7 protein-coding genes are annotated in these 13,829 nt (G+C 41.5%); all 7 read right to left on the bottom strand.

All coding sequences use genetic code 11. The annotated features are described in order from the left end of the window. Positions 1–26 precede the first annotated feature (26 nt). On the bottom strand, positions 27–1,364 hold the full coding sequence (locus tag DW640_RS06985) for a glycoside hydrolase family 28 protein (RefSeq protein ID WP_054958973.1): 1,338 nt from the start codon (positions 1,362–1,364) through the stop codon (positions 27–29). A 36-nt stretch (positions 1,365–1,400) separates the two neighbouring features. After that, positions 1,401–4,262 carry a glycoside hydrolase family 78 protein gene (locus DW640_RS06980; RefSeq protein ID WP_055298525.1) on the bottom strand — a complete coding sequence of 954 codons (2,862 nt, stop codon included), beginning with the start codon at positions 4,260–4,262 and terminating at the stop codon, positions 1,401–1,403. A 32-nt stretch (positions 4,263–4,294) separates the two neighbouring features. Further along, positions 4,295–7,624 (bottom strand): glycosyl hydrolase family 65 protein, encoded by a 3,330-nt coding sequence (locus DW640_RS06975; RefSeq protein WP_054958975.1) that lies wholly within the window; start codon positions 7,622–7,624, stop codon positions 4,295–4,297. A gap of 51 nt (positions 7,625–7,675) precedes the next feature. After that, the gene (locus DW640_RS06970) at positions 7,676–8,605 is read right to left on the bottom strand and encodes a glycoside hydrolase family 43 protein (RefSeq protein ID WP_054958976.1); all 930 of its coding nucleotides are present in this window, start codon (positions 8,603–8,605) and stop codon (positions 7,676–7,678) included. A 245-nt stretch (positions 8,606–8,850) separates the two neighbouring features. Beyond that, positions 8,851–9,519, bottom strand: a complete 669-nt coding sequence (locus DW640_RS06965) for a DUF3826 domain-containing protein (protein WP_054958977.1) — start codon at positions 9,517–9,519, stop codon at positions 8,851–8,853. A 73-nt stretch (positions 9,520–9,592) separates the two neighbouring features. After that, positions 9,593–11,332, bottom strand: coding sequence for a thrombospondin type 3 repeat-containing protein (locus tag DW640_RS06960; protein ID WP_008761663.1), 1,740 nt, complete (start codon positions 11,330–11,332; stop codon positions 9,593–9,595). Positions 11,333–11,558: 226 nt separating this feature from the next. After that, on the bottom strand, positions 11,559–13,826 hold the full coding sequence (locus tag DW640_RS06955) for a RagB/SusD family nutrient uptake outer membrane protein (protein ID WP_165360445.1): 2,268 nt from the start codon (positions 13,824–13,826) through the stop codon (positions 11,559–11,561). Between the last annotated feature and the right edge of the window lie 3 nt (positions 13,827–13,829).

Here is a 13,829-nt window from a genome sequence, read left to right as displayed (position 1 = left end):
TATAAATATGTAACCTCCCAAGAGGTTTATTTCAGTTTTATTTCTTCACCGTTAATGATTACGTCATCCATAGTGATACGTTCACAATCTTCAAAGATACACTTCTGTTTGGCTCCCTGAATATGGATGTCACGCAATACAATGTCAGAAATCGGAGCTTCTTCCAGTCCTACTATTTTAATCGGAGTCTTTACATCCGTCACAGTCATACCGCTGATATGAACATTACGAAATATCGGAGTACGCTCACTCTTTGCTTCTGCAGGCATTTGGCTGTATTTCAGATTCAAGACGACAGCCTCCTGCTTGATGTTACTCATTACGATATTGCTGACACGGATATCCTCTACGACTCCTCCCCTTCCACGGGTTGACTTGATGCGGATACCACGGTCGGTTCCGTCAAATACACAGTTAGAGATCGTGACCTTACGCACACTGCCACTCATTTCACTGCCGATCACTACCCCACCATGACCGGCAAGCATCGTACAATTGGTAATAGTAATATTCTCACACGGCACTCCCAAGCGGCGGGCTTGTGCGTCTCTTCCAGATTTAATCGTAATGCAGTCATCACCTACAGAAATATGGCAATCACTGATATGTACATTCCGGCAGGACTCAGGATTGATTCCATCCGTGTTGGGAGAAGGGACATTATCTATCGTGATTCCTTTGATAGTCACATTGTCACAAAACTCCGGATTAACAGTCCAAAAAGGAGAATTGACAATTTTCACTCCTTCAATCTTCACCTTCTTGCAACGAACAGGCTGAATGAACGGAGGGCGGAAAAAACGACGCTGCAAAGTGCTGACATAATCCTTATTCGTCTCTGCATAGATGGCAGTCGTATCATTCTGAGCATCCCACATCGGCTGATATTTATTAATATCACGCATACCATTATCTTTCAGGTCAATCATTACACGAAAGAACTCCATCCACCACTTCTTACCTTGACCATCCAGTGTACCTTCTCCCTTGATAGTGATATTTTCCGCATCAACCGCATAGATTAACGGCTGGAAACTTTTCATCATGACTCCTTCGTGACGAACTTCTACAAAAGGAAGATAGTCGTCAAAGTTGTCTGAAAAAAGCAGGATAGCTCCGGCTTCCAGTTCCAGCGTAATGTTACTTTTCAGATGGATACTTCCCGTCAGATACGTTCCGGCAGGAAAAAAGAGCGTACCTCCACCTCCACGATTCAAACGGTCAATCGTTGAATTTATCAGCTTTGTATTGAGAGCTTTCCCATTTGCTTTTGCACCCGCTTTCAACATATCGACGCGTTCGGCACGGAGGATCACCGTTGCGCAAAGGCAAAGAAAAGTCAAAAGAGTAATTCGTAAATTCATATTCTATATTATTAAATAGTTCTTCTTTTTTATATCTTATTCGGCAGCAACAAACTTATATGTCCCACTTTGTACTTCTTTCGGTTCTTTTTCACCTGGAAGATAAACGATAGCAGTGGTATTCACCGGTACAGATACATTCAGAGTAAAAGTACCGTTCTGACGAGTCCAGTCTACCAGAATCGTACCGTAGAGAGTCTCGTAAGTTGATTTAGCGTATTTCAAGTCTCCTACCGGCTTCGGAGCAATGACAAACTTCTGATAACCTTGCATTGGCTCATCCTTTTCATTTACAGAAGCTGATAATGTTGTAGACGGACGAATACCAATCAATGAATTAAAGAACCATTCATCAATCTGTCCCATCATGAAATGATTCCATGAAGAACCTTGACGCGGGTCCCACTGCTCCGTCAATGTAGTTGCACCAAACTTCAGCTGGAAGCCGTATCCGGGAGCTTCTTCATGATTGAACATCTTATAAATAAGCTCATGCTGTCCATTACGTGCCAATGTCTGAATCAGATAGCGGTTTCCCACATCTCCGGTAGTCAAACGATTGCCGTGTGATTCCACATCTTTAATCAGATTCGTCAACACTTTGGCAGTCAGACTTGCATCCGGTGTGTAATCTCCTTTATCTCCTGTACTTTGAGTCATCTGAAGGAAGATGGGAAGCGCATTACTAGCTTGACTCCCTGTACCATATTGTGCTGTATTACTATCCAGAAACCGTTTGTTAAACGCTAGCATTATATCATGTGCTAATGAACTGTAATAACGAACGTCAAATTCATTGCCTACCATTCGGGCAGCCTTTATCAGATACATGACAGTCATATAATAATGTGCCGTAGCCACCAACGGAACAGGTGTATTACGGGAGAATCCGGCGCGGAAATCTCCATAATCATACCAGTCACCCAATCCGAAAGAAAGAATACCGTTATCTGCCCGAGTCTTAAGATAGTCTGTGTAACGACGCATATGCTGATAATATTTCATTATCAAAGAATCATCTCCGTAAGTTTCATAGTACATAAACGGGAAAATAACCAGTGAACCTCCCCACTCCGGGGATTCGGCAAAAGCATCCATTCCGGGGCCTTCAAAGACTACATACTCCGGAGCCGTTGTGGGCATTGCTCCATTCGGATGCTGGGCGTCTGCCATATTCTGCATAATCTGTGGAGCATAGGCCGTCAGATCATAATTATAGAGTAGTCCTGGTCCATTGAGGTGCACCTGTTCCAGCCATCCGAGTTTCTCCCGATGCGGACAATCGGTAAATACGGATTGCATATTACTGCGAACCGCCTTCTCAATCAATCGATGAGCTGCATTGAATATTCGGTTGGAAGATTCGAATGTAGAGACTTTCTTTGCCGAATTATAGACAAAACAGGATTGAATGTTTTTAAGGACAGGCAGTTTCTGAGGATTTTTCTGTCCTTTCAAGACAGCACCTTCTACCTGAATGTACCGAAAACCATAATATGAAAAACGAGGATGCCAGATTTCATCACCTTCACCTTTCAGTGTATATTCATAATAATGCTGACGCCCTGTCTGACGCTGATTACAAGCTCCTTCATCCGTCAATGCTTCCGCTACTATCAAGGTGACTTTCTGTCCTCGTTTACCACGTACGGTTATCTCCGGAAAACCGGCCAGATTCTGTCCCATATCCAACACAACAGCAGAAGGGTCTACTGTTCGTTTGGTAGATTTGGAAGCAGCCATCACCTGTTCTGAATTCAACTTGGTTACTTTCTGAATATCATACCGTTCCATAATCTTCACCGGAGGTGCCATCTGCGGACGGATCACTCCTTTCGGCGCTTCCTGAACCACTACCGGACGCCAATGGCTATCATTGAAACCAACTTGATTCCATCCTTTCTGTTCGCGACGGGCGTCATAATCTTCCCCTCCATAAATACAATTAAAGGTTATCGGACTCAGATCATATTTCCACCCCTGATCCGAACGGATCGTCTCGCGTGTCCCATCCTCATAATTGATTACTAATTCAAATAAAAGTGTGGGAGGACCAAAACTAATCTGCAATTTACGATAGCGCCCTCCCTGTACATTGTAGAATCCATTCCCCAATAAGATTCCTACAACATTCTCACCATCCCGTAACTGCTCCGTTACATCGTATGTATTATAATAAACACTCTTATCATAATCGCTCCAAAGCGGAGCAAATTCACTATCTCCTATTTTTTTGCCATTCAGAGAAAACTCATAAAATCCCAGGCCACAAACGTACGCAGTAGCTTCCACGATTTTCTTTCCGGATTTCTGATTCGCATTCTTCCCTTTTGCCTCTCCTGTCTGAAACGTTCTTCGCAAGCAAATACTTTTCTTTGCCAAAGTATCTACCGCTTCCCAAGCAGCTTTCACCTCCGGTTTCTTCAATTCACCGCCATGAAACTTTCGCCCTTCGGGAAGGTGCGAATCCTTACGAGTGATGGCTCCGATCCATTTCCCTGAAGAAAAGTCATCGGATGCCAAACGGAATTTTGTTTCTTGACTCCATTCGGAAGGAGTATCCGTCTCATCCCAAACACGCACACGCCAACTATAATTAAATGGATTATTCAAACATATATCCGCTCCTTCAGTCGGAACCAGCTGACTCTGTGAAGAAGTTACCTTTCCACTATTCCAGACGGAACGTCCGGTAAAAGCCTCTCTAATCTCTATTTCATAAGCAGTCTGTCTCGTGCCATTCTCCGGTGATTCCATTGTCCATCCCAAACGGGGACAACTTTCAACGACCACCAGCCCTTCCTGCATTTCGCAGGTAAGGCGGCTAATCGTTATATTCTTTGCCTGTACGAAGCATGGCAGACAAAGTAAAAGAAGAAGATATTTCTTAAAAGTCATTATTGCTCTGTCTCTTATCTGTTATAAATATATCACTTTAATGCATTCTCGCAAACAAGTCTTGTCAACGTATCTGCATGTCCTGCTTCTTTTCCATTCACAAAAATACGCAATCCTTTTCCACAATGATAGCGATCACCATTTTTATCCCAAAGAATCGTTAGATTATAACCATGATATAAAACATTATCCAGACAGAACCAATCCCATTTATCTGTCGGAATCAGCGGATTCACCTCTATCGTATCATCCAGACGCGGACGAAGTCCGACCAGTCCGGTAATCATCAAATCATTGAAAGTAGAATGGTTATAGTAACGGCTCCGTTCCTGATCGCCTTTCAGCCAATATCCGGTTACTTCGTCCAGATACTCGCCAATATATGGACGTCCACGATGATACTGCGACTCTACATACAATTCCATCTGACGGAAATATACGCTGTCAGACAAAACTGTCTGAGGATAATTATTCATGAAATTAGCCATGGCAGTTAACGTCTGTGCAGAAGCAAACGGCCAGATAGCCCCGTCCCATTCACATTTACCGACTCCGCGCGTGCGGAACTCAGGATGACGGCGTTCTGCCGTAGTCAATCCATAAGGAGCAGAAAATCCTTTCTCATCCATAATTTCTTTCCAGGCAACTTCATATTTCTTTGTTGTGTCCGGTAAATTGAAATACCACGGGATATACCCGATTGCCTCGCGCACATTGGCGGAAGAGTCAGTACGCATCGTTTCAAAGAACTGATGGCGTGTATTCCATAAATCGTTTTCTACGAGACTCTTTAATGTATCCGCTCTCATACCATACCTCATAGCCATTCCTTCATCACCGGAAAGGATTCCCATTATCGAAAGGGCTTTTGCATTACCATACATATAGCTGTTAATCGTCGGACGGGCATATTTCTTTTTTCGGCCGCCACTGATGGATTCCTCCATGCCATCCTGTACATCACCCTGCCAATACAGTCCGTTCTTCAAACGGTTGGTACGTTCCCAACGCTGATATTCCGTTTCCAGATCCTTCGTCATATCCAGCATGAAATCCTTATCGCCATCCACCATATAGCGTGCCAGTACAGCATCTGCATTCCATGAACTAAACTTATCCATCTTCTTCATCGGTCCTCCATCATTGCCACGATACCATGTATGGATAATCTGATCCAGATATTTCGGATCACGCAACCAACGACTTTCATAAATATGATGTCCGATAGCACAGGCAATCAGGTTATACTTATCCGAATAAGAACGCTGAACCAAAAACTCGGTCATACCATATCCGACGGGAGTCTCCTTGATATGCTTGCGCAATGACCACCAACGATAATAATACATTTCTTCAAAATTACGCTGCGGGCATTCAAACAAAGGGATATTTTCTTCCATCCATTCCGAAGCTTTGGCATTGGGAATTGCCTGAACAATATTTTCATCTTCCATGCCATTGAAAGATTCGGCATAATGACTAAAGTCTGCATATTTCAAAAAAGCGGAAGAAGCGTCCTTATCAGTGGACGAAGTCTTTACATTGGCTATACGATATTCTGCCAATGGTTCCTGTCCGCCTGCATCGGGCAAATCATACGTTTGGTCGGCAGGAGTATCCACAGTCGGGAATGTACGCATTTCTCCGGTACGGAAAGCAATCCGTTCAATCGTTGCTACCGGAGCATAAAACATACGCAGCCCTACCCTCTTACCATCCACATACACTTGAATATTACGATCGGTAGTCGAAAGAACTGCTTCTACATGATAAGTCTTTCCCGCTTCATATTTCATCATATTCGCAAAACGTGAACCACCTTTCATACGGAAAATGCCGTCCGGAGTGAGTTCCAATCGCGAACAGGCAATGCTGTTCTCATCCAGGAAATCAATCTGAAGTATACCTTTATCATTCTGTCCTGCCAACAAATCAAATGAGACTTTCAATTCTTTCGAAGCCGGAATCTTACGTTCTACCTTCGCATAGTCGAAGGGATCTTTATCCTGTAGCTTCAACCAAGCTCCTTCTAAAGAAACCGGTGCCCAAACCGGAGAATAAATATTCCAGTTGGTCAACTCAGCTATCGATCCAAACTTCGTAAAATCATCATCTGCGTGTGCAGAAGCATTAATCTCTACCGGAACAGGAATGCGGGAAATCCACATATCTTCTTTATTTACGCTATATGAAACCCATAAATCACCATCTGCAGGCACTCCGTTTCCTTCCTGAATGCCACGGGGATATTGAGGACCATATGATTTGTAATTTCCTCCATAGCGCATCGGAGTAATTTCACCATGTACCAAGTTTAATGTAGTATACTCCAATCCGTCCTTACTCAATGAGATAGCCAACGGCCAGCGGAATTCCGACGGATTATAAACCGTAGCATAGGTTCCATCGCTCAGACGTTGTCCCCAGATTTTCGCATTACTGTTGACAAATCCTTTTGCACGAAGCACAGGTTCTGCCCAGGTATGTCCCCCATCTTCACTGATCGAAGTCAAAGCGTGTTTCCAAAGACTCGCAATGCGTCCATCGGGCAATGTATAGCAATTGAATGCTTTATATCCTTTTTTCAGTGGAATGATCGGATCTTCACGGTCAGCTTCTTCTACCCATTGCATCATATAAAGCGGATTATCCAGTATTTCCTGGCAAGCCTTTACGAATTCCCAGTCTTTGCTCTTTTTAAAATAGGGATAATCGGTATTCTTTTCGTTGAATCCATGATTGTAATAAATGAAATAAATCGGTCCGAACGAACCGTCCTTCTTTATCTCACGTACTACCCGACCGATACCGTTTCCGTCGTTCGGATCATCTTTCTTATCCAAAGCTACTCCATAATTTCCCATCGTAATCAATCTGCCCGACTTAGATACATAAAAGCCTACACGCTGGTGCATGATAGCAATCAAGTCTTTTGCCTGCATACCCGGACGGGATTCTTTGGTATATCCGTCCGGCACTCTGTAAGGAGGAAACACTATTTCCGGATTTGTCCATTGATAACCGTCTTTCGAGGTCATGAGGAACGTTTGGGAAGGTGGTACATGTTCATCTGACGGATCTGCCAGATACTGATAATAAAACTGACCGTTCCAGTAAGCCAGCATAGGCTGATGGTTGTAAGTCCATCCATTGCCGTTCGACGCTTCCGGATGCTCGCGGTTGGCACGCACCAGTTGAATATTATGCACTCCCACTACCGGAGATAATTGTCCGTCGTGATAGGTGGGATTCGATAATTCTTTTCCTGTGTAATGGATTCTGTCCTGCGGAGTCTGCGCCTGAATGGTAGTCGCCATCCATCCGACAGCCAATACAAGAAGAATCTTCGTTGAGTTGTTCATGATTTATTTCAGGTTTTAGTTTATTCCGGATTCAACTTATCCGGTTTAAGTTTATTTCTTCTTGCTTTCTTCCAGCAATGTTTTAACATCTGATTCTGAAGCTCTAAAGATGGTTCCGTGTTTATGCCCGACAGGCACACTCACATTTTCTGTGATATCCGTGAAGTTCTTAAAATCACGGGTACGCATGGCACCATATATTTTCTTTTTATAAACATCAAAATAGATCAGATAATCATCACCTAATTTTTCGACAGTCGGTCCCTCTACAAACGATTCGGTAAATGGTTGTGATGACGGCGAATAAGGTCCTGTCAGAGAGTCTGAAAAAGCAATTTTCAGATTACGTTCGGGACGTGTATTATCTTTGAGTACCATTACATAATCATTTTTCGCACGCTTTACAATGACAGCGTCGATTGAGCTGAAACCGGGATCATATAATACTTTCGTCTTGGATATTGTCTTAAAATCCTTTGTAGTGATGTAGTATAAACGATGATTATTCTCTTCTTCTTCGATCCCCTTTTCAAAACGACCTGGTACACATGAAGCCCATACTACCATAAACTGTTCGCTCTCGTCATCATAAAAAATCTCCGGAGCCCATACATTGACAGTGGTCGGTTCGTCTGCCATTACAGGAATCATTTGTTGCTCCGACCAGTGAATCAAGTCTTTGGAATTTGCATAACCAAAGCCTAAATCCCCTTTCCAGCTGGTGGTCCATACCAAATGATAAGTACCATCCGGTGTACGCACCATGGAAGGGTCACGCATCAGGCGATGTTGTCCCAATTCCGGCTTCAGCCAGACACCGGGAATACTGTCCCAGTGCATTCCGTCTTCACTATACAGATATCTCAAACCTTCATCAGCCGGCTCATGAAATGAAGTGAACATATAATAATCTTTATTCCCTCCACAAGAAGCTAAAAGCAGGATGCTTATTGCAGCTAATGTATTTCTTAACTTTCCCATTTCTATGATTGATTCTTTTACACTATACTAATATCCTTTATACAGAGACGATGAAAAGCCGGATTTGTACTCAAATAGATTGGAAGATTCGTCAGAATCAAAATTTAGAGACGATAAAAAGGGCGACTCTCCGAGCCACCCTTTCCTCCATCAAACAAACTAACCATTTAATAATGGGAAAGAATTCCACTTCTTTTTATAGTATCTCATTGGTTACCAATCCTTTCTTACCAGATTCTATACTTTTACAGCGTTCCTCCCCGTGCTTTCACACGTTTGGCCCACTCTTCACGTTCTTTCGTCAAATTATATCCCCGCTTAGCCAGATAATTGTTGATACGTCCTTTGTACTTGCCGAAAGCCGCATGTTTCTTATTTGAATTTTCCGCATCCATGGCAAACTCACGCGCTTCCACCAACCAAGCATAGATTTGTACCTTTTCTTCTTCTTTCAGAGAAGGAATCATATCAAGCGTAGCTTCATAAGTCACTTTCACCACGCCATAAGTCATTCCATCTTTTACGGCTTCTATCTGTTCCTCATTCAAAAAGAGAGATAAACTGGCAGGAAAAGCAAAGTGAGAACGGTACAAAGCTGCATCTTTTTCATTTTCAGCAGCCTTCAACGCTTCATTTTTCGCATCACCGGTCAAACCTGATTCCTTAACGGTTTTTACTTTTGCATCACGTATTTCATAAATATCATTCAGTTCGAAATAGCGATTGGCAATAATATTACAAACGTCTTCGGCTGCTTTCACATCCGTAAGTCCTAGTTTATCTACAATTTTCTGCGAACGATTGACTATAGACTCTACATATTTCGGATCACGATTCTCTTTGTTCAAATCGACTGCTCCGGCAGATATCCAACCGCAAAGCAACAACAGAGACATTAAAACTATCTTTTTCATTTCATCTTATTTTTTATACCATATGCCAAAAGGAAACCCAGTTCCGGCATCTTATACCGATACCAGTTGCAGATTACATTAATTTTCCTTTCTCAGCCAATGTATCGTAGTTATTTTTTAAATCTCTCCAGTCTACTTTGTGTTTTGTACTGATTCCATTGATATACTTTTCAATATTCGTATATCCGTCACCTGTACAATCTTTATTAGCATCACTTGGATCATTCGGATTCAATCCATTAGCAATTTCCCATTCATCCGGCATACCGTCACCATCCGTATCCACATACGGAGTTCCTTTATATTCGGGGAAACCACCCATCTGACGAATATCAGTAATGATACCTATCTTATAAGAATCTTTAGGTAAACGACGATATTTAAACTGACCGTCTTCTCCCATTGACTTAGGAGACAAGCCTGTAAGATCACCATTAGCATCCTTCGCAAGTTTCTTGTCATAATAAGGAATACCTGTTTTTACTTCTTCTATGATGCGTTCGTCCACGATATCACGGCAGGGTATATTGGCACCAACATGTTTTGTCACATAATCATAAGCATCATTAGCTGATGTAATTTTGATATAAGGCATTGCAAACGGCTCATAGCTCCGCATATTCTCAGTATATCCCTCTGTATTTGGCTGACTCTCGATTTGGATACCACCATTCCAGTTATCTTTCGTGATTTCCGGATAGCCTTCCATAACGTTACCATCAGCATACACGCGACCGTATACCTTATAATTCAGTTTACTGCGTCCGGCTTCCGGTTTCAGAATACGGCAGCCTACCGTATTATTCTTTGGAGTAGCAGGACCGGGTTTATAATAGTTATTGATCATATTGAACATGGCGGTATAATCGCCACCATCAGAAGAACGATGCACCCAATTAAATACTACATTATTAACGAAGTTGAATACTCCATTCCAGCCTACAGACGGATTGCGACCAGAGTTGCTGGCCCAAAGGTTACGCATAAATGCACAGTTCTCACCTCCCAGCGTACTGCCGAATGCATGGTTATAGGTATCCAGCGCTTTCGCAGAAATTGTATTCTGAATAGTTACATTGACTGTCGGAAGCTTCAAATCCTTGCTTTCATATTGACCTTCACTCGGATCGTACATATGACGGTAGAAAGATATATTTTCGTCCAGTCCCCATGTACATGAACAGTGGTCTATCATGATATTACCAATCGGATTACCACCGAAAGAGTCGTCACGATGCCATACTTTTGTTTCTCCACGACGGAATCTCATATGACGTACAACTACGTCGTGTGTATCCACCCAAAATGATTCTCCGGCAATGCAGACACCATCACCCGGTGCTGTCTGTCCGGCAATAGTAACGTAAGGTGCTCGAACAATAATCGGAGATTCCAAACGAATGATACCAGCCACATTGAATACAATAATACGTGCACCACCTGTCTCACAAGCTTCGCGGAATGAACCCGGACCACGATCATTCAGATTAGTAACCGTAATTACTTTACCACCACGGCCACCGAAACTATACATTCCGCCTCCTTCAGCACCCGGAAACGAGGGAATTCTAGCTTGTGGCAAATCATAGGGACGACCAGCCCATGAGATATAAGGACGTCCTTCTTTTGCTTCTTTCAGTACTATAGGTAACGCTTTCTCCCATGCTTCATCAGAACGTTTCCGTTCCTCGGTCATCATCTTTGTATAATTCGCTTTGGCTTCGTCAGTTATCTGCGGGTATTGTGCCCATACAACGGTCGGAGTCAACATTGCAGCTGCAAAAGCTACTAAAAGTACATGTTTCTTCTTCATTTTTATTAGGTTTTGTGAGATTGATCATTCTAAAATACAATAATAAGACGTAAAACAAGGAAATATGTAATCAGAAAATATAATATATTTTTCTATTCTAACTTTAAATACAAAAGGACCACTTATTCCTTAATATTCTTTTCAAAAGATCAAAGTGATAAATGGTCCTTAGGTTTATTTCAGAATGAACATTCTTCAGATCAAGTAATTATTTTGATAAACGAATTCACTCTGCCAAAGGATCAAAGGTACCATCAGCTCCACCTCTCCAATAGTCGCCCCATCCTATATTTTGTTCTAATGACACATTGTTTTGCATCGCATTCTTCTTAAAACCTAAGATATAATAATAAGGTTTAAATGTTGGAAGAATAGTTTCATCATTACCGTCAGTACTAAGATTTTTACGTTTAAAATGTTCTTGATAAAACTGAGCCAATGCCTTTACCTTTGCATCTGCATATGTTATTTCATCATCGGCTGATTCTGTACAAGTTATATCTTCAGTCAAACTTAATGCTGTCGGACGTTTATTCCATAATTCATCATAGGTTTCTTTTATTGTTTTATCTTCATTGTAGACATTATTACTTTTAGCAGCAATAAAATTTTTTGCATAAACCTCAATCCGATGTCTTCTCTGACCATTCAATGGTTCAACTCCTAAATAGTTACATGTATTGCCATTAAAACCTGTAAGTTTCCAAGTCGATTTCAGTGCTTCTTGGCCCACTCCACCATCAAATAACATCCAACGTCGCACATCGTGGAAACGTTTACCTTCATAAGCAAGTTCTATTTGACGTTCATAAAGTATAGCCTCAAATAGTTTAGCACGATCATTAAAAATAGCTGGATCTAATCCACAATTATCTGTATATCCTACACGCTTACGAATTCGTTTAAGAGCATTCACTGCCTCGTCAAAATGATTTGCCCCACAAGCAGCCTCCGCATAATTCAATAATACTTCGGCAAAACGTATTTCCATATATGGAGCAGCAGACTGTCTGAATCCATTACCTGAAGTCTTTTCAAAGATATATAAAGGATTAGAATTGAGTGCTAAATCATCTGTACGCTTACGCAAATAAATCCCCGTATTTTTGATACCTAGACAATCAGCTGCATAGCCTGACTTAGAGTTACTATTACGATCATCTACATTATCATACCAACAATAATTCCACAACTTGTAATTATTCCCTGTAGTATACCCATTAATGCCATAAGGTAATTGACCTTTTTCACCAAAAGATTTCAAGTCATCACTATCAAACTTCCATTCTACACCAGGGAACGCAAAAGTGCGATAAAATCTTGGATCACGGTTTAAAAAGAAAAGTTCTTGATTATAATCATAAGATCCATTCATGTCATTTGGTTTCTTCCCATCCGCCATTGGAAAAAGATCAACCATTTCTGCAGTGGGAGTCATACCACCCCCACCTCCAGCATTAGCTGGGCGAAGAGAATGTTCCCATCCATTCCATTTTTCAAGCTGTAAGTGCTCGGCTGGTGATACATTATTATATAAAGTTACTAATACTGCCTCAGAAACAGTTCCTCCACCACCTTCTGAGCCAATATAATCGGAGAATATCTTTCCCCAACCTGCTGCATTCTTTCCTGAATTGTTTTCATAAGCCAATCCAAAATTACCTTCTTCCAGTTTTTTTACAGCAGCTAAGTTTGTTTGATATGCAGTTTCCCATCGTGTAACATCATCCGCCCTATTAAAAAGCGGACTGGCATATAACAATTCCACACGACCTTTTAAAGCCAATGCTGCCCCCGATGTTATGCGTCCAAAATTCTTATTTTCAGACTCCCAACGTGCTGGCAGATAATCAGCAGCTGTTTGCAAATCTTTGCAAATAAAATCAATACATTCTTTTGTAGACGAGCGTGGAACTACCAAATGAATACCTTCACTATCTCCAATTATAGGATTTTGTACATTATCAATAATAGGTACACCACCATACATCATTACCATTAAATAATAACGCCATGCACGGAAGAAAAATGCTTGTCCCAACAATAACTGCTTTTGGTGTTCAGTTAAACTTTCACTGCCAATCACTCCTTCGATCATATCATTACACTCACGAATACGCACCCAAGGAGAATAATTGTTATCTAGATTAAAATAATCAGTAACAGTTTCATAATCTAGAGGAGAATTAGGATTCATCAAACCTGATATCCCTCCATATTCTTCTGTACATTTCGAATATTGATCACTTGTTCCCGTGCTTGGCATATCACCCATAGAACCAGTCAGATCAGATCCACCCGTCGCACTCGGCAGCATGATATAATACAAGTAAGCTATACGGTTATCAGCTGACTCATAATTTTCATAAATAGTCGTACCGTTAAAACTTCCATATAATTTTTTGTCTTCCAAAAATTGATCACTACAACTTGTAAAGACGGCAACTGTTATGGTCAGTAATGCAATTGAACCATACTTATTTATTTTCTTCATCAT

Origin of the sequence: Bacteroides sp. AM23-12 (genome assembly GCF_003434395.1) — a bacterium.
GTDB lineage: Bacteria > Bacteroidota > Bacteroidia > Bacteroidales > Bacteroidaceae > Bacteroides > Bacteroides thetaiotaomicron.
This window is presented reverse-complemented; position numbering and strand designations above follow the sequence as displayed.

What these genes read in the sequence shown, in the direction of transcription:
- DW640_RS06955 (WP_165360445.1), bottom strand. Translation starts at nt 13,826, where the DNA reads ATGAAGAAAATAAATAAGTATGGTTCAATTGCATTACTGACCATAACA.
- DW640_RS06960 (WP_008761663.1), bottom strand. Translation starts at nt 11,332, where the DNA reads ATGAAGAAGAAACATGTACTTTTAGTAGCTTTTGCAGCTGCAATGTTG.
- DW640_RS06980 (WP_055298525.1), bottom strand. Translation starts at nt 4,262, where the DNA reads ATGACTTTTAAGAAATATCTTCTTCTTTTACTTTGTCTGCCATGCTTC.
- DW640_RS06975 (WP_054958975.1), bottom strand. Translation starts at nt 7,624, where the DNA reads ATGAACAACTCAACGAAGATTCTTCTTGTATTGGCTGTCGGATGGATG.
- DW640_RS06985 (WP_054958973.1), bottom strand. Translation starts at nt 1,364, where the DNA reads ATGAATTTACGAATTACTCTTTTGACTTTTCTTTGCCTTTGCGCAACG.
- DW640_RS06965 (WP_054958977.1), bottom strand. Translation starts at nt 9,519, where the DNA reads ATGAAAAAGATAGTTTTAATGTCTCTGTTGTTGCTTTGCGGTTGGATA.
- DW640_RS06970 (WP_054958976.1), bottom strand. Translation starts at nt 8,605, where the DNA reads ATGGGAAAGTTAAGAAATACATTAGCTGCAATAAGCATCCTGCTTTTA.